Annotated in this window: 20 protein-coding genes; 10 read left to right on the top strand and 10 right to left on the bottom strand. The window is 37.2% G+C overall.

Annotation, left to right across the window (positions count from 1 at the left end):
- Positions 1-74: 74 nt before the first annotated feature.
- The 3 genes from CLV94_RS03405 to CLV94_RS03395 form a co-directional block, all read right to left on the bottom strand.
- Complete coding sequence (locus CLV94_RS03405; protein ID WP_121375040.1) at positions 75-752, bottom strand: C1q-like domain-containing protein; 678 nt, start codon at positions 750-752, stop codon at positions 75-77.
- A 165-nt stretch (positions 753-917) separates the two neighbouring features.
- Positions 918-2,366, bottom strand: coding sequence for a glyceraldehyde-3-phosphate dehydrogenase (locus tag CLV94_RS03400; protein WP_121375039.1), 1,449 nt, complete (start codon positions 2,364-2,366; stop codon positions 918-920).
- Positions 2,367-2,519: 153 nt separating this feature from the next.
- Positions 2,520-3,911 (bottom strand): S1C family serine protease, encoded by a 1,392-nt coding sequence (locus CLV94_RS03395; RefSeq protein ID WP_121375038.1) that lies wholly within the window; start codon positions 3,909-3,911, stop codon positions 2,520-2,522.
- Positions 3,912-4,092: 181 nt separating this feature from the next.
- Between CLV94_RS03395 and dapF the strand changes: the two genes are divergently transcribed.
- The 5 genes from dapF to CLV94_RS03370 all read left to right on the top strand — a co-directional run bounded on the left by dapF (position 4,093) and on the right by CLV94_RS03370 (position 8,145).
- The gene (dapF, locus tag CLV94_RS03390; protein ID WP_121375037.1) at positions 4,093-4,875 is read left to right on the top strand and encodes a diaminopimelate epimerase; all 783 of its coding nucleotides are present in this window, start codon (positions 4,093-4,095) and stop codon (positions 4,873-4,875) included.
- Positions 4,876-4,897: 22 nt separating this feature from the next.
- Positions 4,898-5,431, top strand: coding sequence for a GNAT family N-acetyltransferase (locus CLV94_RS03385; RefSeq protein WP_121375036.1), 534 nt, complete (start codon positions 4,898-4,900; stop codon positions 5,429-5,431).
- Between the two features lie 17 nt (positions 5,432-5,448).
- Positions 5,449-6,489 (top strand): endolytic transglycosylase MltG, encoded by a 1,041-nt coding sequence (mltG, locus tag CLV94_RS03380; RefSeq protein WP_121375035.1) that lies wholly within the window; start codon positions 5,449-5,451, stop codon positions 6,487-6,489.
- Positions 6,490-6,545: 56 nt separating this feature from the next.
- Positions 6,546-7,406, top strand: a complete 861-nt coding sequence (locus CLV94_RS03375; protein ID WP_245982434.1) for a DUF2279 domain-containing protein — start codon at positions 6,546-6,548, stop codon at positions 7,404-7,406.
- Positions 7,407-7,503: 97 nt separating this feature from the next.
- Positions 7,504-8,145, top strand: a complete 642-nt coding sequence (locus CLV94_RS03370; RefSeq protein ID WP_121375033.1) for a peptidoglycan-binding protein LysM — start codon at positions 7,504-7,506, stop codon at positions 8,143-8,145.
- A gap of 75 nt (positions 8,146-8,220) precedes the next feature.
- Here the strand turns inward: CLV94_RS03370 and CLV94_RS03365 are convergent, their stop codons facing one another.
- Genes CLV94_RS03365 through dnaA form a run of 3 tightly spaced genes read right to left on the bottom strand, consistent with a single transcriptional unit; the run spans position 8,221 to position 10,880 of the window.
- Positions 8,221-8,937: an SAM-dependent methyltransferase gene (locus tag CLV94_RS03365; RefSeq protein ID WP_121375032.1), complete on the bottom strand. Its 717-nt coding sequence runs from the start codon at positions 8,935-8,937 to the stop codon at positions 8,221-8,223.
- Entirely contained in the window at positions 8,934-9,401 is a 468-nt protein-coding gene (locus tag CLV94_RS03360) for a low molecular weight protein-tyrosine-phosphatase (protein WP_121375031.1), read from the bottom strand. The genes CLV94_RS03365 and CLV94_RS03360 overlap by 4 nt, the downstream gene beginning before the upstream one ends.
- Positions 9,402-9,452: 51 nt before the next feature.
- Complete coding sequence (dnaA, locus tag CLV94_RS03355; RefSeq protein WP_121375030.1) at positions 9,453-10,880, bottom strand: chromosomal replication initiator protein DnaA; 1,428 nt, start codon at positions 10,878-10,880, stop codon at positions 9,453-9,455.
- A 200-nt stretch (positions 10,881-11,080) separates the two neighbouring features.
- Here dnaA and CLV94_RS03350 point away from each other — a divergent pair, with 200 nt between their 5' ends.
- On the top strand, positions 11,081-11,491 hold the full coding sequence (locus CLV94_RS03350; protein ID WP_121375029.1) for an acyl-CoA thioesterase: 411 nt from the start codon (positions 11,081-11,083) through the stop codon (positions 11,489-11,491).
- Positions 11,492-11,514: 23 nt separating this feature from the next.
- Here the strand turns inward: CLV94_RS03350 and CLV94_RS03345 are convergent, their stop codons facing one another.
- The 3 genes from CLV94_RS03345 to ribD are packed head-to-tail and all read right to left on the bottom strand — an operon-like array spanning position 11,515 to position 13,773.
- Positions 11,515-12,126, bottom strand: coding sequence for an IMPACT family protein (locus tag CLV94_RS03345; protein ID WP_121375028.1), 612 nt, complete (start codon positions 12,124-12,126; stop codon positions 11,515-11,517).
- Between the two features lie 2 nt (positions 12,127-12,128).
- Positions 12,129-12,737 (bottom strand): HAD family hydrolase, encoded by a 609-nt coding sequence (locus tag CLV94_RS03340; protein WP_121375027.1) that lies wholly within the window; start codon positions 12,735-12,737, stop codon positions 12,129-12,131.
- Positions 12,730-13,773 carry a bifunctional diaminohydroxyphosphoribosylaminopyrimidine deaminase/5-amino-6-(5-phosphoribosylamino)uracil reductase RibD gene (gene ribD, locus CLV94_RS03335; protein WP_121375026.1) on the bottom strand — a complete coding sequence of 348 codons (1,044 nt, stop codon included), beginning with the start codon at positions 13,771-13,773 and terminating at the stop codon, positions 12,730-12,732. Before ribD ends, CLV94_RS03340 begins: the two co-directional genes overlap by 8 nt.
- 28 nt (positions 13,774-13,801) lie before the next feature.
- Between ribD and CLV94_RS17100 the strand changes: the two genes are divergently transcribed.
- Genes CLV94_RS17100 through prmC form a run of 3 tightly spaced genes read left to right on the top strand, consistent with a single transcriptional unit; the run spans position 13,802 to position 15,643 of the window.
- A complete protein-coding gene (locus CLV94_RS17100; protein ID WP_211331177.1) occupies positions 13,802-13,948 on the top strand; it encodes a hypothetical protein in 147 nt (48 codons plus the stop codon).
- Positions 13,949-13,951: 3 nt separating this feature from the next.
- The gene (locus CLV94_RS03325; RefSeq protein WP_121375025.1) at positions 13,952-14,764 is read left to right on the top strand and encodes a hypothetical protein; all 813 of its coding nucleotides are present in this window, start codon (positions 13,952-13,954) and stop codon (positions 14,762-14,764) included.
- A gap of 24 nt (positions 14,765-14,788) precedes the next feature.
- Positions 14,789-15,643, top strand: a complete 855-nt coding sequence (gene prmC / locus CLV94_RS03320; RefSeq protein ID WP_121375024.1) for a peptide chain release factor N(5)-glutamine methyltransferase — start codon at positions 14,789-14,791, stop codon at positions 15,641-15,643.
- Positions 15,644-15,649: 6 nt separating this feature from the next.
- On the opposite strand, the gene CLV94_RS03315 is transcribed toward prmC, so the two are convergent.
- Positions 15,650-16,891: an ABC transporter permease gene (locus tag CLV94_RS03315; protein ID WP_121375023.1), complete on the bottom strand. Its 1,242-nt coding sequence runs from the start codon at positions 16,889-16,891 to the stop codon at positions 15,650-15,652.
- A 149-nt stretch (positions 16,892-17,040) separates the two neighbouring features.
- On the opposite strand from CLV94_RS03315, the gene hisS reads away from it, so the two are divergent.
- Positions 17,041-18,408 (top strand): histidine--tRNA ligase, encoded by a 1,368-nt coding sequence (gene hisS, locus CLV94_RS03310; protein WP_121375022.1) that lies wholly within the window; start codon positions 17,041-17,043, stop codon positions 18,406-18,408.
- Positions 18,409-18,465: the final 57 nt, after the last annotated feature.

Here is an 18,465-nt window from a genome sequence, read left to right as displayed (position 1 = left end):
GTGAAGATGAATTGGTTGCTTCACAAATTTAGCTAATTTCGGTAAAGTCTCATTGCCTTTTTATGAGAGAAAATTTACCGTACCTGATGAATGGTAAAATAAGATTCGTCTCCACTAGTTAATATGCCTACGGTAATAACTCCGCCGCTATAGCCTTTAAAGCTTATAGTATCGCCCGTATTCAGTTGCATCAAAGTTTGGATAGACCGATTGGGCGGATTAATATTAATTCCTAAAAGCTGGACATTGATATAACTTTCTTTAGCATTAATAACGCCGTTTTTGAATACCGCTACACCAAAATCACTTGCTGCAACAAGGCCTGGATTTGCCTTAATCGCAACATAGACAGAATAGATTCCGGGCTGTTTTGCGGTAAAAGTATTGGTTGTTGTGTTGTATTCGCTATTGGTGTCAAATTCTATAGTATTGAAAGGTATAGTGGTGTAGGAATTGGCTAGAATGCTCAAGCTAATTGTGGCCGGACTTCCAGAAACAAATCCTCCTTTGATAAAAGTCTTAAGATGGCTTTCGATGACTTTCTTAGCAGAAATTCGTTGCACATTTCCCAAGGCATCTACCACCATTATAGAATCTTTCGCGGCAGTTTCACGGGTATTGCTGGTAGTGGTGCGTATCCTAAAATCTCCATTTACATCCAAAGTTGCTGTTGGAGTTGTCGTGCCGATTCCTATTTGGGAAAAGCCAAGAATAGGAAGTAGGATCATAAGGCTGAGCACTAGTGATTTCATAAATTTTAGATTTGGTGGCAAATCAAAGTTACGAAATAAATCTATAAAATCTCAAAATGAGAACATAAATGTTTTTAAAGTTTCATTTTGAGAATGTTTTGAAGATAAAAAAATCCGCCATATTGCTACGACGGATTTTTACCAAAATTAAAATTCAAAAAACCACTAGTAGTAAGAATACCTTCTTACTTTAGAAATGTATTTCGCAAGGCGAATTACCTGGTGGCTGTAACCATATTCGTTGTCATACCAAATGTATAGTACAATATTTTTTCCGTCGCCAGAAACAATCGTTGCATTGCTGTCATAAATCGATGGAGCAGAAGTTCCTACAATGTCTGAAGAAACAAGCTCGTTGTTAAGCGAATATTTGATTTGTTCCACCAATTCGCCTTCAAGAGCATAACGTTTCATGATTTCGTTGATTTCTGAAACAGAAGTTTCTTTGCTTACTTCAAGATTTAGCACGACCAATGATCCGTTTGGAACAGGAACACGGATAGCATTTGAAGTTAGTTTTCCAGCAAGGCTTGGCAATGCTTTTGCAACGGCACTTCCAGCACCTGTTTCTGTAATAACCATATTCAAAGCAGCAGCTCTTCCACGACGGTATTTCTTGTGCATGTTATCGACCAAGTTTTGGTCGTTAGTATAGGCATGAATCGTTTCTAAATGTCCTTTTACCACGCCCAAAGTATCTTCTACAGCTTTTAGAATAGGAGTAATGGCATTGGTAGTACAAGATGCCGCAGAGAAGATATTAACTTCATCCGGATTGTATTCTGTGTGGTTCACGCCATGTACGATATTTGGAACGCCTTTTCCTGGAGCAGTTAGCAAAACTTTGTCCACGCCTTGAGATTTCAAGTGTCTTGCCAAAGCTTCCTGAGTCGTGAAAGCACCTGTGTTGTCAATTACTAAAGCATCAGAAATTCCGTAAGTCGTGTAATCAATTTCTTCAGGGCTTCCTGCTGTGATGATATGAACGGTTGTTCCATTGATAATCAAAGCATTGTTCTCTGGATCGGCAGCAACAGAACCTTGGAAATCTCCATGGATAGAATCGTATCTCAAAAGAGAGGCTCTTTTTTCTAAGCTTGTAGCATCATTTTTTTCACGAACTACGATAGCTCTCAATCGTAACTGTGTTCCTTTTCCGGTTTTAGACATCAGCTCGCGAGCCAATAATCTTCCGATACGTCCAAAACCATACAATACGACATCTTTCGGCTTGTTGTTTTTGAAATCTTTTGCATTTCTTAATTTGTCGATTACAAAAGCCTTTGCGTCGTTGTACTTGTTGTCTTCCAAGTGATATTCATACGTCAGCTTTCCGATGTCCAATTTTGCAGGCGGCAAGTCTAGTGATAAGATAGCACGAGCAATTTCGACAGAATCAAAAACATTAATCGGCTTCCCGACAAATTCTCCAGCATATTCGTGAAGATTGATAATATCGCTCACGTTTGTGTTGATCAGCTGGTTTTTGAAAAGAACCAATTCGATAGATTTATCATACCATAAATCGCTGATGATTTTGATGAATTCTACGCCAGCTCTTCTTCGGTCTGCCTGAAAAGAAAGCTCTTTTTCGTATAACGCGTTCTTTGTCATAATGTAAAAAATGTAGTTTAGTTGTGTTGTAATATATTTCGATGGCGCAAAAGTATAGATTTCAAACGTTTTCGTAAAGTATTTTGCTAAAAATTTTGCATAAAAAAAGCCAGCTTTGTCAACTGGCTTTTTGCAAAAGAAATTTTTGTTTTTTTATCTGAAAATATAGCGCTCGATTTGCCCATTTCTGTTCAGCATTTCGATTTTTGTCGGCTCATTTTGCTGTTTTCTGGACAACACGCTCGATGCTTTTTTAACATCCTCAATTTTTATATCATCAATTTTTAGGATAATACTTCCTTCTAAGCCTCTGTAATATTCGCTAGCAACATCCTTGATTTTGACTCCATACGACAAGTTCATCCTTTTCTTGTCATCAGAGCTGATATTTTCTAACTGTAATCCGTTGTAATCATAGCTGAAAAACTCGTTTTTAGAAAGTTTTACAGGAACTTCAAAAGCTTTTCCATTTCTCAAATACGTAACTTTGACAATATCATCCGGCCTTTTTGTATTTACAAATGCTGAAAGCTCTGCATACGTAGCAATATTCTGGTTGTCAAGTTTAATGATGATATCACCTTTTTTAAGACCCGCTTTTTGGGCTCCCGAATCTTCGGTAACATCATTTACATAAAAACCCTTGGTTTCAGAAACTCCTAATTCTTTAGAAGCGGCACTGTTCAATTCGCCTCCTTGAACACCTAAAATTCCCCTTTGGACATTTCCATATTCCATAATGTCCTCGATAATTTTTCGAGTAATGTTTGACGGAACGGCAAAAGAATACCCTACATAGGAACCTGTCATCGAAGAAATCATGGTATTGATTCCGATAAGCTCTCCTCTTGTATTTACCAAAGCACCTCCGCTATTTCCTGGGTTTACAGCCGCGTCAGTTTGGATAAAAGATTGAATTCCTCTTTGGTCCAGATTTCTAGCTTTAGCAGAAACGATTCCAGCCGTAACTGTTGAAGTCAGATTATAAGGATTTCCTACAGCAAGCACCCATTCTCCAACTTTTACGTTGTCAGAATCTCCAAAAACAGCATAAGGCATTTTTTTGCCTGTATCAATTTTGAGTAAGGCGATGTCCATTTTAGAATCAGTTCCAATCAGCTTTGCTTTGTAGGTGTCGCTATTGTTTAGGGTTACTTCAAGTTCTGAAGCATCTTGGATTACGTGATTATTGGTCACAATGTAGCCATCCTCAGAAATAATGACTCCAGATCCAGTCCCGACTTGCGCTTGCTGCTGGCCTCCTTTATAACCGTAAAAATATTCAAGCATCGGATTGGTCACAGTCCTGTAAGAAAGATTCTTGACATGCACTACCGTATGGACCGCATTGTCTGCGGCGGCAGTGAAATCAACTGCTTCAGCACCCAGTCCGACATTTTTGGTATAATTGGCGGGGGCCGAGGTTACGATTGATTTTTTGTTGTTAGATAATAAGCCGTCATTTTCGATAAACAGCTTGTAAGCGCCCAAAGTGGTCGCGCCACTTAATAGGGACACTAAGAATAAACCGGAAAATCTTTTCATAGTATGTTAATAATTAAGTTATTTAATCGTAAATATAGATTGAAAATTGTATCGTGATTTTGAGTTTAACTCACGATTAACAATGATTAACTTTTCATTAATATTCGTACTTTTGTTGTAATTAATTCAACCCTGTCAGAGTTCTTAACTCTGACAGGGTTGAATAAAATAAAATTTCGAAATGCAAATCAATTTCTATAAATATCAAGGAACCGGGAACGACTTTATAATGATTGATAATCGTCAAGATGTATTTTCCAAAAATAATACCAAACTGGTAGAAAGCCTCTGCGACAGACGTTTCGGAATAGGCGCTGACGGATTGATTCTTTTAGAAAATGACAATTCGACAGACTTCAAAATGGTCTATTACAATTCTGATGGTAATCAAAGTTCCATGTGCGGTAACGGAGGACGATGCTTGGTTGCTTTTGCAAAAAGCTTAGGGATTATCGAAAATAAAGCAACTTTTATAGCCACAGACGGACTGCATCATGCTACTATTTCTGATGATGGAATTGTTTCCTTGCAGATGAAAGATGTTGATGAAGTCAGAATCGAAGATGATTACGTATTTTTAGATACAGGTTCGCCGCATCATGTGCAATTGGTAGAAGATCTTGAGCATTTCAAAGTAAAAGAAAAAGGCGCGGCAATCCGATATGGCGAATTATATGGCAAGGCAGGAAGCAACGTTAATTTTGTAAGTCAAAAATCAGCTGACACTTTTTCACTAAGAACCTATGAAAGAGGTGTTGAAGATGAGACGCTTTCTTGCGGAACTGGCGCTACAGCTGTAGCCATAGCCATGAAAGCTTTGGGAAAGACGGAATCTAATAAAGTCAACCTGAATGTAGAAGGCGGAAAACTCGAAGTTTCTTTTACTCCAACTGAAGGGAAATACGTTGATGTTTTCTTGAAAGGCCCAGCTACCTTTGTCTTTGAAGGAAATATTTCAGTCTAATCTAACGTCTAATTTAATCTGAATGATAACCCTGCAAGGAAAAAACATCTACCTGCGTGCTCTAGAACCTGAAGATCTTGAGTTTATCTTTGCGATTGAAAATGATGAATCGATATGGGAATTCAGCAATACGCAGACGCCATACAGTCGTTTTCTCATCCGGCAATATCTCGAAAATGCACATCAAGACATTTATGAGGCAAAACAATTGCGTTTGGCAATTTGTAAAAATGATACTTTTCAAGCGGTAGGGTTGATTGATTTATTCGAATACGATCCGAGAAATAATCGTGCGGGTATCGGAATTATTATCAAAGATGAAGGAAATAGAAATCAAGGTATCGGTTCACAAGCACTTGAACTCCTAATAGATTATTCTTTCAAGCAATTAAACGTAAAACAGTTGTTTGCAAATATCAATCCCGAGAATGAAGCAAGTATCACGCTTTTTACTAATTTTGGCTTTCAAAAAATCGGAATAAAAAAACAATGGAATCTCATCGACGGCGTTTATAAAGACGAAGCGATGTTTCAGTTAATCAATCAGCAATCTTAAAAAAAAACATTTACAAAGTGAAAATCAAAAAAATCCTTGTCATATTTTCAGTGCTTTTAGTGCTTGCCTTGTCTATTTACGGCTATATGCTTTACAGAAAGATTTTTTCTGCCAATACAAAATTTGATGAAAAAGAAGTTTTCGTATATATTCCTACCGATTCTGATTATGCCTCTGTAGAGAAAATCGTGGCGCCATACATTGATAACATGGACAACTTTAAAATGGTTGCCGAGAAAAAATCGTATGTAACCAATGTAAAAGCAGGAAAATTTCTTTTGAAAAAAGGAATGAATAATAACGATATTATCAACTCTTTACGTCAACCTTTAGAAACAAAAATTGCTTTCAATAATCAAGAAAGATTAGAAGATTTTGCGGGAAGAATTGGTTCTCAGATTGAAGCCGACAGCACGTCTTTGATGAAAGCGTTTACAGACAAGACATTTTTAGAAGAAAACGGATTTACGGAAGAAAATGTATTGAGCATGTTTATTCCCAATTCCTATGAATTTTTCTGGAATACATCTGCTGAAAAATTCCGCGATAGAATGGCAAAAGAATACCGAAATTTTTGGAATGCTGACAGAAAGGCAAAAGCTGAAGCATTACATCTTACGCCGCTTGAAGTTTCAGCTTTGGCTTCAATCGTGCATAAAGAAACAGTAAAAACAGATGAAAGACCTAGAGTTGCAGGTGTCTATTTAAACAGACTGCAGTCCGGAATGAAGCTGGAAGCGGATCCGACGGTTATCTATGCTGTTAAAAAAGAAGCCAATGATTTCGACCGAGTTATCAAAAGAGTTTTGTACAAAGACTTGGAGACAGTTTCTCCTTATAATACCTATCGAAACACTGGATTGCCTCCTGGGCCGATTGCAATGCCCGACGTGACGGCAATCGATGCGGTCTTGAACCCAGAAAAACACAATTATATTTATTTCTGTGCCAGTGTTACTAATTTTGGATACCATGAGTTTGCGGTAACTCCTGCACAGCATGAAGTAAATCGCCAGAAATATGTGGCTTGGGTTAACAAACAAGGAATCAAGAGATAGTTTTGAGATTCTCTAAAGTAGTATATTTTTTATTTTTTCTAATAGTCTCAGATGGCTTGGCGCAAAATCAATTTCAGGATTTTCTCAAGCCATCTGATAGTTTAAATATTCCCCGAAGAAATGCCGTCGTAATCTCAGAAAGCATAGCAATTGGCGGGGCTTTAGTCGGATTGAATCAGCTTTGGTATAGCGATTACGAAAAATCAAGCTTCCATTTTAAAAATGACAATGCCCATTGGCTGCAGATGGACAAAGCCGGGCATGTCTATTCGTCTTATCATATTGGCCGTTTTGGAGCCGAGCTTTTGGATTGGAGCGGCGTTTCTAAAAAAGACCAGCTCATTTATGGCGCCACGACAGGTTTCGTGTTTCTGACAGCTGTTGAAATCCTAGATGGTTATTCTTCTGAATGGGGATTTTCTTGGGGTGATGTTGCAGCAAATGCTTCTGGAACCGCATTATACGTTTCTCAAGAATTGCTATGGAAAGAGCAGCGCATTGTTCCCAAATTCTCGTTTCATCAGACTCCGTATGCTAAAGCAAGGCCTGATGTTTTGGGTGCTTCTTTTTCTGAAGAAATCTTGAAAGATTATAATGGACAGACGTATTGGCTTTCGGCAAATATCCATTCCTTTTTTAAAGAGTCAAAAATTCCGAAATGGCTGAATGTTGCCGTTGGTTATGGAGGTGAAGGAATGATTACCGCAAACGATGAGCTAGTAAACACTATTTTTCTTCCTGAAAAGGAAAGAACAAGACAATTTTACCTGAGTTTGGATGTTGACTTGACTAAAATTAACACCAATTCTCACTTTTTAAAGACACTTTTCTCCATTTTTAATTCTGTGAAAGTTCCTGCCCCGACTTTAGAATTCAGGGAGTTAGGCGGTATAAAATGGCACTTCGTCTATTTTTAGAAAACATTAACAGCCTGATTTTCAGATTCATATTATTTGTCGTATATTTGCTCCGTAGAAATTTCAAGATGGTGACAGGGCTTGAGAAATCAAATTTATGATAAAAAAATGTTACTTTTTTGCGGGTCTGATAGTCTCAGTCGCATTCATTACTTTAGGTTTTACATCTAAAGAATCAGAAAAAAACTCTTGGTTTTATGTAGGAGAAGATGAAGAAATCATTTGCACCGTTCCCACACAAGATGAAAGCCAATATGTTAATCTAGAACTTCCTTACACAGGGAAATCGTACACCGGCTTTAAACAGGCAATCGCCATCAGAGAATCTCAAGGCCAATACAAGTTAGTTAATTCTTTCGGATACATGGGAAAATACCAATTTGGTATGTCTGCCTTGCGTTCTATAGGAATTAAAAGCAAAGTAGAATTCCTGAATAGTCCAAGACTTCAAGAAAAAGCTTTCAAAGCATTGCTTTCTATCAACAAAGCACAGCTTGCGGCAGAAATTGAAAAATTTGAAGGAAAGATTATCAACGGCGTAAAAATTACTGAATCTGGAATCTTGGCTGCAGCACATTTGGGCGGCGCAGGTTCTGTAAAAAGCTATCTGAATAGCAACGGAAGACGCAAATTCAAAGATGGTTTTGGTACTTCAATGAAAAGTTATTTTAAACTATTTGGAGGGTATGATACTTCGCATATCATTGCCAATATGAACGCAAAGGTGAAGCTGAACTAATCGTCAGATTTGCTTAAAATAAAAAAGGAAGATTGATTTTGTCAGTCTTCCTTTTTTATTTAGATCTATTTTAGCCTAATACATTTTATGAATGATAAAAATACAAGGTCGGTTGTGCAAATCGACTTTTGTTTTTTTCCAATCCGCTACTCTTAAAGTCTTGATGTACTCAGTCGGTAGGGTAATATCACATGCGATGCACAAATGTGTGTTCGGCTGTAAAGTCTGAAGAATGTCTTCTAAAAGTTTGTTGTTTCTATAAGGTGTTTCTATAAAAAGCTGCGACTGGTTTTTGTCGTGCGATAGTTTTTCTAAATTTTTTAAGGCGGATTTCTTCTCCGATTTATCAATCGGAAGATAACCGTTAAAGGCAAAGCTCTGTCCGTTCATCCCTGAACCCATAAGAGCTAATAAGATAGAAGAAGGGCCTACAAGCGGAACAACCTGAATTCCTTTTTCATGCGCAATTTTGACGATGGCAGCACCTGGATCGGCAACACCCGGACATCCGGCTTCTGACATTAGCCCGACATTGATTCCTTGAAGGCAAGGAGCAATCATTTGGGCGTGTTCTTTGACTTCCGTATGTTTGTTTAGCAAGCTGATTTTTAAATCGGGCTGTTTCTTTTCAGGATGGACAGCTTTGATAGATTTTCTGGCTGTTTTTTCGTTTTCTACAATATAATAATCAATGAAGTCTATGGCTCTTTTAACGGTCTGAGGCAATACGTCCATCGGATCGCTTTCGCCAAGAGTGGTTGGGATCAGGTATAATTTTCCTAGGATTTTCATTGATGTTTTGCTATAAGTTTTTCAGCTATGATGTCGCAGACTTCGTCCAGCATTCCATATACATTTGCGAATCCGTCTTCCAATCCAAAATACGGATCAGGGACGTCTACATTTTCGTCAGGAAAAAGTTCGTTGAGAATCAAGCTGACTTTTGATTTTGCTTCTGCGTTTGGAGCCAATCGGATCACATCTTTATAATTGGAATTGTCCATTACAAAAATATAATCGTTGGTTTCAAAATCTTTTGTTGTAAATAATCTCCCTTTCTGCCTTGAGATATCAAGTCCTTTTAGTTTTGCAATGGCTATAGAACGAGAGTCGGGTTGCTTGCCCACATGCCAATTGCCAGTTCCGGCTGAATCTACGAGGAATTTGTCTCGAGGGAGTTTTGATTGTAAAATTCCTTCTGCCAAAGGCGAACGGCAGATGTTTCCGAGGCAGACCATCAAGATTTTTACAGGCATAATTGTAAAATGTAGGTTATCAGATTTTAGATTTCAGAAGGTTCTGAATTCTTATAAAGATAATTTCTTATTGATATCGTCAACAAATTTCTTAAACTGTTTGTCTGTCGAAACTAGATTGTCAACGGTCTTGCAGGCATGTAATACGGTTGCGTGATCGCGGTCTCCAATTTGAGATCCGATATTGGCTAAAGAGGCTTTTGTGTATTTTTTAGCGAAAAACATGGCTAGCTGTCTGGCTTGTACCACATGGCGCTTTCTTGTTTTTGATTGAAGCATGTCCAAATCCAATTGGAAATAATCTGAAACTACTTTTTGGATATAATCGATTGAAATTTCGCGCTTTACGTTTTTTACGAATTTTTCTACAACCTGTTTTGCCAAATCTAAAGTCACTTCTTTTTTGTTGAAAGAAGACTGTGCAATCAAGGAAATAATAGCTCCTTCTAATTCACGGACATTCGATTTGATATTTCTAGCTACATATTCAATGATTTCTTCCGGAACTTCAACGCCATCACGGTACAGGATATTTTTTAAGATAGAAATCCTTGTTTCGTAATCAGGCTGGTGCAATTCGGCTGAAAGTCCCCACTTGAAACGCGAAAGCAATCGCTGCTCGATATCTTGCATGTCTACCGGAGCCTTGTCGGAAGTAAGGATGACTTGTTTTCCGTTTTGGTGCAGGTAGTTGAAAATGTGGAAAAATACGTCTTGCGTTCCTGTCTTTCCAGATAAGAATTGCACGTCGTCTATAATCAAGACATCAATTAATTGATAAAAATGAATAAAGTCGTTACGTGTATTTTTCTTTACCGAGTCGATATATTGCTGCGTGAAAATTTCGGCAGAAATATAAAGTACGGTCTTTTCAGGATATTTGTCTTTGATCTCAACACCAATAGCGTGCGCTAAATGCGTTTTTCCTAAACCAACGCCTCCAAAAATCAACAACGGATTAAAGGAAGTTCCGCCCGGCTTGTTGGCAACAGCCATACCCGCAGAACGCGCTAATCGGTTCGAATCACCTTCAAGAAAATTATCAAAACTGTAATTCGCATTTAGTTGTGATTCAATTTTTACGTTTCTGATTCCAGGAATGATAAAAGGATTTTTTAACTCTGGATTTTTATTTTGCAATGGAACGTCGACATCCTGAGCTTTTACAGGAGAACGATGAGCACTTGGCAATTGTTCCGTAAACGGCTGTTTGTTGCCATAAGTGTTTTCCATTTTGATTTTATACAGTAACTTTGCGTTTTTTCCAAGTTCTTTTGTCAACGCAACTTTTAATAATTTAACGTAGTGTTCTTCTAGCCATTCATAGAAAAATTTACTAGGAACTTGAATATATAAAGCATTGTCTGTTAGCTCAACCGATTTAATTGGTTCAAACCAAGTTTTGTAGGCTTGATCTTGAATGTTGTCCTTTATAAATGAGAGACAATTTTCCCATACCGATTGCGCAGTTTTGTTCATATATTAAGATAAATTATTATGTTTTTTAAAGTAAATCCTACAAAAGAAAAAGTGCATCTTTCGTAACTTCTTCGGGAGAACAAATATGTGACAAAAATCTGTAAAAAAAAATTAATTACATGTTGATTTTGTAAAAATATTGTTGTAAGTACACAGTATAAAAACATTGTCTTAACCTTAAATTTAAACTGAAAAAAGACATGCGAGAATATGAATTTAAAGTACGGGTTCGCTATGCCGAAACGGACCAAATGGGAGTTGTTTATCATGGCAATTATGCCCAATATTTTGAGATGGGTCGCGTGGAATGGCTCAGAAACCTTGGCCTTTCTTATAAATGGATGGAAGAGAACGGAATCATGCTTCCAGTAGTTTCACTTTCCATGAATTACAAAAAACCGGCGCGTTATGACGATTTGATTCGGGTAAAGACAATCTTTAAAAGCCAGACTTCTGTCAAGATAGAATTTGACTACGAAATCTATAACGAAGAAAATGAGTTATTAACAATCGGCAATTCTGTGTTAGTATTTGTGGACATGAAAACAGGGCGTCCGACCCTTCCTCCAAGTTATGTTGTTGAGAAACTTTTAGCGTTTATTGAAGAATAATATTGAATTCGCATTTTTGTAATTTATTCTTTCAATTTAATGCTGATTTCATATAAATTTGAAAAAATGTCGAATACCATTTCGGCATTTTTTTTTCGAGTTTTTAGTTCAATTTCACAGCTCATTTCCATTTTTTGGGAAACAATGTCAAGGTTTTTTTCTTTGATGACCCGCATCACCTTGTTCATGTTTTTGTAGTCAAAAGAAACTAAATAGTGGATGTCGATAGTTTTTTCTATGATTTCAGAAGCTTCCAAAGCCATTTGGGCGGCAGTTCTATAGGCTGAAATCAAGCCTCCAACTCCCAATTTTACGCCTCCAAAATAGCGTACAACTACAACTAAAACATTCGTGATTTCAAAAGATTGAATCTGTCCGTAAATAGGCATTCCGGCACTATTACTAGGTTCGCCGTCATCATTGGCCCTTAAATGAATTTTTTCTGTTCCGAGTTGGAAGGCATAACACCAATGTCTTGCGGAATGGTGTTGTTTGCGTAAGTCGTCAAGAAAATCTTTTGCTTGTTCTTCTGAAGAAATCGGGAAGGCATAGCCGAAAAACTTGCTGTTTTTTTCTTTGTATAAAACTTCTTCCGAAGGAAAGTCAAGCGTCCTATAAGTGTCTTTTATTTCCAAACCTATAAAGAAATGATTTTTTTATCGAACAAGTCTACCACATCTTCTTCGCCGACCTGTAGATTCCAAACTTGGAAGCCAAGGCTTTCCGCAACATCCGTATTGGTTTTCCTGTCGTCTACAAATAAAGTGCGCTTAGGTGATAATTCGTGCTTGTTGATAATATAGTTAAAGGCTTCCGGTTCTGGCTTTCGCTGTCCTATTTCGAAAGAAAAATAAACCTTTTCAAAACATTGATAAAAATCACGACTGAAAGATTCGCCTACCATATTTTCGAATTGTTCTACATGGATAGCGTCAGTATTGCTCAATAAAAACAGCTGGTAATTGTGTGAAAGCTTTTGCAAGAATTCTAATCGATACAAAGGAAAATCTAGTAGGACTTTGCTCCAAGCATTTTTTATCTGCTCCAAAGAAGCTTTCGGAATATAATTTTGGATTCCTTTCAAAAAATCTTCTTCCTTGATCTTTCCTTTCTCAAATTTATAATTCAGCTTGTCTAGATCTTCATTCCATTCTTTAAGCCCTAGTGATTTCATGGCGTTTTCCATAGCATTGAAATCCAGGTTTATGAAAATATCTCCAAAATCAAAAATTATCGTATTAACCATGGCTTTTGAAAATTAAAAGTTCGTCATTCAAGATGTTTTTCCTTTCGATTAATTCTCCTTTAAGCTTAGGGGCTGCTGTTCCGGATTGAAAAAAATGTATCCCTTTAAAAATCCTCGCTTCATCCCAAAGACCTGCGTCAATGAAAGTCTGCAACGTTTTTTTGCCACCTTCGATGATGACCGATTGGATATCATTTTTATATAAAATTTCCAAAATGGAATCAGGAAGGCTACTATCAAAGATAACATTTTCAAAAATAATATTTTCAGAATTCGTTAATTTTTCCTCCTCGGTAATGATAATAGTTTTGGTTGTATTGTCTTTTACAAAATAGTCATTAGAGATTTTTCCAGTCCTGTCTAGTACGATTCGTATCGGGTTATTTCCTTTCCAGTCGCGGGAATCCAGTCTTGGATTATCATCTAAAACCGTTTGTGTTCCTACTAAAATTGCTTGTTCTTCAGTCCTCCATTTGTGAACCAATTGACGTGAATACGTATTCGTAATCCAAACTGGTTTTTGTTCTTCTTTAGTATCTGGACTCAAAAAGCCGTTAGCACTTTCTGCCCATTTCAAGATTATATAAGGTCTTTTTTTCTGGTGAAACGTAAAAAAGCGTTTGTTTAGTTCATTGCATTCTTTTTCTAAAATTCCGACTGTCACATTTCTGTCCGCTTCAATCAGTTTTTTGATTCCGTTTCCAGAAACTTTAGCAAAGGGATCGATGGTGCCGATAACAATATTGGGGATTTTTTGCTGGATAATCAAGTCGCAGCAAGGAGGTGTTTTTCCAAAATGACTGCAAGGTTCCAAACTGACATAAATTGTCGATTCAGCAAGCAAAGATTTGTTTTTTACAGAATTGACGGCATTGACTTCGGCATGCGGCTCGCCCGCTTTTTTATGCCAACCTTCGCCGATAATTTTATTTTCATGCACGATAACACTTCCTACCAAAGGATTCGGATAGGTTGTTCCCAGTCCATTTTTGGCAAGCTCGATGCATCGTTTTATGTATTTTTCGTGTATCTTCACGTCACAAAAATAAGTTTTTCCGCCAAGAATGAGCACGATTATAATAAGAGAAATCCAAAAGGCTGACAACGTTGCGATTGCCAAAGTGATTCGCGAGGTTTTGATTGAACATAATGCGCCGATGGGCAATACAGGCCATACCTCTTGTCCGGTTTGGATGCTAAAAATATTATAATCTATGAAGAAGCTATTTGCATTAGTGTTTTTGTTCTCAATTTTAGTTTCCTGTACAAAAGCCAAGACAAAAACTGAGGAAGCGAACGATACTTTGTCTGTTAAAAAAGAAGTTTCTTCGATAGAGACAAAATCCGTTGAAACAGTCGCAGATGAAGAGTTCAAAAATGATTTTGCTATTTTATTAGCTTCTACTTTTAGAGATTGGGAAGGTAATAATCCAGCAAATTTGCTTACCAAAGATTGGATTGAATTATATGAAAAGAATGGAAAATATTATTTAGGGAAAGCCGATTTTGGCCTTGAAAGTGGTTTTTCAGAATGCAGCGGCGATTCTACAAAGACAATTGAATCTCGAAATAAAACGGTTCTTTTCATGGATTATCCGGAGTTAAAATTAGGAGAAGTGAAGTCGTTGAAAATTTCTCAAAAACGAATCTGGCCAAAAGAGAAAATAGCGTTTACTTTCAACAATGTTGAATACTTTTTGAGAGGCGAGGGAGATATCATCGAAAAAGGAGAGACGATGGAAGATGGCAGTGAAAATCCTGTACCTTGGCATAAAGTGGAAAACTACAAGCTTTTTATTTCTACAAAAGATACTCCTGAAAAATTGCTTTTAAAAGAAGATTCTTTTAATGATACTTTCGTAGAACTAATTTTTGTCGGGGATATCGACCGCGATGGAAAACTAGACTTTGTCTTTAGCGCGAATAGACATTACGAAGAAGAAAGGGTAATTTTGTTCCTTTCTTCAAAAGCAAAAGAAAATTTAGTCAAAAAAGTGTCTGAAATAGTCAGGACTTTTGACTGCTAATCTTGAATCATAAATTACGAAAGAATGCTTGCTAAAGACTACAAAACTCTTTTTATCGAAAAACTCACTCCGCTATATGATTTACTTGAAACAGAAAGTTTCTTTTATATCATTTTAGAAGATTTGCACCAGATGAAAAGGATTGACTTAGCTTTGAATCCAGGATTTTCTTTTTCTGATGAAGAACTTGAAAAGTGGAATTCGATTACAGAAAAGTTGCAAAAAGAAATTCCAATACAATATATTTTAGGTAAGGCCCATTTTTATGGATTGGAATTTGAAGTCAATGAAAATACGCTGATTCCGCGTCAAGAAACAGAAGAGTTGGTAGAATGGATTGTCAAGAAAAATGAATTTAAAGGAAAAATAAAAATTCTTGATATCGGGACAGGAAGCGGCTGTATTGCTATTTCGCTGGCCAAAAATCTTCAAGATGCAACAGTTTTTGCTATTGATGTTTCTGAAAAAGCGCTGGAAACTGCAAAAAGAAATGCGGTGAAAAATGAAGTAGATTTGACTTTTCTATTAAAAAATATTTTAGAAACTGAAGATCTAGGACAAAATTTTGACATTATCGTTTCCAATCCGCCGTATGTGAGAAATCTTGAAAAAGAAGAAATCAAAAAGAATGTTTTGGACTACGAGCCGCATTTGGCATTGTTTGTTGAAGATGACGATGCCCTAATTTTCTATCGAAAAATTGCTGAATTAGGACAAAAAAACCTTGTCCAAAACGGACAGCTTTATTTTGAAATCAATCAGTATCTAGGAACAGAAATGATGGATTTGTTGCAAGCAAAAAACTTTAAGGATATAGAATTGAGAAAAGATATTTACGACAATGACCGGATGATTTTTGGCTTAAAATCAGACGGTTAAATTGATTTATTCATATCTCAAAGCCTCGATAGGATCTAGGTAAGCGGCTTTTATAGCGGGATAAAGCCCTGAAAATAAAGCTACGATAAAACTGATAATTACAGCAGCAATAATAGCTTTCCAAGGAGCGACAAATTCGAAATCCAGTCCTGTAGAAATTCCATAGCCAATCAATACGCCGAGAATAATTCCCACAAAACCGCCCAGCTGTCCAATAACAAGACTTTCTGTAAAAAATTGGAAAGCAATGGTCGAACGTTTAGCGCCAAGTGCTTTTCGGACTCCAATTTCGCGTGTTCTTTCCGTCACCGAAACAATCATGATGTTCATTAAAGCAATCGATGACCCGAAGACTGTTATAATACCAATTATCCAAGCGGCATAACCCATAAATTCCGTTTGAGATCGGAGCATTTCCAATAGCTCATCGCTTCTGGTGATTCCGAAATTATTTTCTTCAACAGGGTTTAGTTTTCGAACTTTTCGCATCGTGATAATGGCATCATCTACAGCAGCATCCAATAATTCTTCTTTCCCAACAAGTACTTTTAAGTCATAATTGATGTTGGGAGCAGTAAATAAGGAACGTGCAATCTGTGTCGGGATGAGGACTCGCAAATCTTGGCTGTTTCCAAAAGTGGAGCCTTTCTCTTTTAATACGCCAATTACCCTAAATTTGGCACCTCGTATAGACAGCACTTTGTCAATCGGGTTTATATCTTTTAAAAGTCCTTTTAAAAAATCAGAACCTACTACGCAGACATAATTATTATTTTGGATATCAAATCCGGTAAAATTTCGTCCCATTTGAGTTTCCAGACCCGAATTGATGAGGAAGTTTTCATCGACTCCTAAAACTGAAATATCTGGATCGGTCTTTTTGTTTTCAAACTTAATTTCGGCTGTTGAAGTCGCTGTAAATGATAAAGAAGTCGAAGTAAAAGGATAGGAGTATTTCTCTTGGAAAGCCTTTGCCTGCGGATAACTGATAATCGGATTTATCTTTTCGACATTGTTATTTCGGTTGATTTGGGCTGAAGCGTCATATTGGCCCATCGAAAACGTGTTGGCGCCCATAGACGAAAAGTTGCCGCTGATGGTATTTTCTAAAGCTGATACCAAAGTAAGGATTCCGACCAATGCCGTGATTCCGATTGCAATGATAAGTACCGTAAGGATAGTACGCAATAACTGTGTCCGAATGGAACCCATTGCGATATGCACATTTTCTTTCAGCAGTTTGAACATGTTTCTGTTTTATGGCTCTAAAGTATGAATTTTTAGAACAAAAGTGGCAAGCCGAAAGTCAAAAGTTGAAACCCGATTCTATTTTCCCAAATCCCAAATAAAAATAAGATATTTGCATAAGTTTAAAGTACAATCTAAGAAGTCAAAAAATGGCCAAACCAGGAATTCCAAAAGGGACCAGAGATTTTTCTCCGATCGAGGTTTCGAAACGACAGTATATCATCCAAATCATAAAAACTAATTTTGAAAAATTTGGCTATCAGCCTATTGAAACGCCGTCTTTTGAAAATTCAGAAACCCTCATGGGGAAGTATGGAGAGGAAGGAGACCGCTTGATTTTTAAAATCTTGAATTCTGGCGATAAAGTCAAAAAAGCTGATTTGGCGGCTTTGGAAGCAAATAATCTGGCTAAATTTTCCAATTCTTTGTCAGAAAAAGCATTGCGTTATGACCTGACTGTGCCTTTTGCCCGATATGTCGTGCAGCGCCAAGGAGAATTGGAATTTCCTTTCAAGAGGTACCAAATTCAGCCGGTATGGAGAGCCGATAATCCGCAGAAGGGCCGCTTCCGTGAGTTTTATCAATGCGATGCCGATGTTGTAGGTTCGACATCTTTGTGGCAAGAAGTAGAATTAGTGCAATTGTACGATTCGGTTTTTGCAGAATTAGGTCTGGAAGGCGTTACTATAAAAATCAACAACCGAAAAATACTATCTGGAATTGCAGAAGTTATCGGCGCAAGCGACAAGCTGATTGATTTTACAGTAGCATTGGACAAGCTAGATAAAATAGGTGAGGACGGCGTAAAAAAAGAAATGCTAGAAAAAGGAATTTCAGCAGAAGCCATAGAAAAAGTCCAGCCGCTGTTTCATTTTACAGGAACGATTTCTGAAAAAATCAGCCAGCTTTCCGAACTTTTGTCATCATCTGAAGAAGGCAGAAAAGGAGTAGAGGAGTTGCAGTTCATCTGCGATACGATTGCTAAATTGGGCTTGAAAAAATCGAATTTTGATTTGGATGTCACTTTGGCTCGCGGACTGAATTATTATACGGGAGCTATTTTTGAAGTGGCTGCCCCAAAAACTGTAGCCATGGGTTCTATCGGAGGCGGAGGCAGGTATGATGACCTGACAGGAATTTTTGGACTGAAAAACATGAGCGGGGTAGGAATTTCTTTTGGACTTGACCGAATTTACTTGGTTTTGGACGAACTAGGTCTTTTCCCGGAAACGGTAACGGTTTCTTCAAAAGCTATCTTTTTCAATTATGGAAATGAAGAAGCTTTTTATGCCATGCAGGCCATTACCCGATTAAGAAATGAAGGAATAAAAGTAGAATTATATCCAGACAAAGCGAAACTAGACAAGCAGTTCAAACATGCAGAAAAGCGCCAGATTCCTTTTGTGGTCATGGCAGGCTCTAATGAAATTGCAACGGAAAGTTTTAGTGTAAAAGATCTGATTACAGGCGAAAAACATACGCTAGATTTTAACGGTCTAAAAACATTATTGCAATAATTTTTGAATACTATAAAAGTAAAAAGTCCCGAGAAATCGGGACTTTTTTATTAAACA

Source organism: Flavobacterium endophyticum (assembly GCF_003634455.1).
Lineage (GTDB): Bacteria > Bacteroidota > Bacteroidia > Flavobacteriales > Flavobacteriaceae > Flavobacterium > Flavobacterium endophyticum.
This window is presented reverse-complemented; position numbering and strand designations above follow the sequence as displayed.

What these genes read in the sequence shown, in the direction of transcription:
- CLV94_RS03405 (WP_121375040.1), bottom strand. Translation starts at nt 752, where the DNA reads ATGAAATCACTAGTGCTCAGCCTTATGATCCTACTTCCTATTCTTGGC.
- CLV94_RS03400 (WP_121375039.1), bottom strand. Translation starts at nt 2,366, where the DNA reads ATGACAAAGAACGCGTTATACGAAAAAGAGCTTTCTTTTCAGGCAGAC.
- CLV94_RS03395 (WP_121375038.1), bottom strand. Translation starts at nt 3,911, where the DNA reads ATGAAAAGATTTTCCGGTTTATTCTTAGTGTCCCTATTAAGTGGCGCG.
- dapF (WP_121375037.1), top strand. Translation starts at nt 4,093, where the DNA reads ATGCAAATCAATTTCTATAAATATCAAGGAACCGGGAACGACTTTATA.
- CLV94_RS03385 (WP_121375036.1), top strand. Translation starts at nt 4,898, where the DNA reads ATGATAACCCTGCAAGGAAAAAACATCTACCTGCGTGCTCTAGAACCT.
- CLV94_RS03370 (WP_121375033.1), top strand. Translation starts at nt 7,504, where the DNA reads ATGATAAAAAAATGTTACTTTTTTGCGGGTCTGATAGTCTCAGTCGCA.
- CLV94_RS03365 (WP_121375032.1), bottom strand. Translation starts at nt 8,937, where the DNA reads ATGAAAATCCTAGGAAAATTATACCTGATCCCAACCACTCTTGGCGAA.
- CLV94_RS03360 (WP_121375031.1), bottom strand. Translation starts at nt 9,401, where the DNA reads ATGCCTGTAAAAATCTTGATGGTCTGCCTCGGAAACATCTGCCGTTCG.
- dnaA (WP_121375030.1), bottom strand. Translation starts at nt 10,880, where the DNA reads ATGAACAAAACTGCGCAATCGGTATGGGAAAATTGTCTCTCATTTATA.
- CLV94_RS03350 (WP_121375029.1), top strand. Translation starts at nt 11,081, where the DNA reads ATGCGAGAATATGAATTTAAAGTACGGGTTCGCTATGCCGAAACGGAC.
- CLV94_RS03340 (WP_121375027.1), bottom strand. Translation starts at nt 12,737, where the DNA reads ATGGTTAATACGATAATTTTTGATTTTGGAGATATTTTCATAAACCTG.
- CLV94_RS17100 (WP_211331177.1), top strand. Translation starts at nt 13,802, where the DNA reads ATGAGCACGATTATAATAAGAGAAATCCAAAAGGCTGACAACGTTGCG.
- CLV94_RS03325 (WP_121375025.1), top strand. Translation starts at nt 13,952, where the DNA reads ATGAAGAAGCTATTTGCATTAGTGTTTTTGTTCTCAATTTTAGTTTCC.
- prmC (WP_121375024.1), top strand. Translation starts at nt 14,789, where the DNA reads ATGCTTGCTAAAGACTACAAAACTCTTTTTATCGAAAAACTCACTCCG.
- CLV94_RS03315 (WP_121375023.1), bottom strand. Translation starts at nt 16,891, where the DNA reads ATGTTCAAACTGCTGAAAGAAAATGTGCATATCGCAATGGGTTCCATT.
- hisS (WP_121375022.1), top strand. Translation starts at nt 17,041, where the DNA reads ATGGCCAAACCAGGAATTCCAAAAGGGACCAGAGATTTTTCTCCGATC.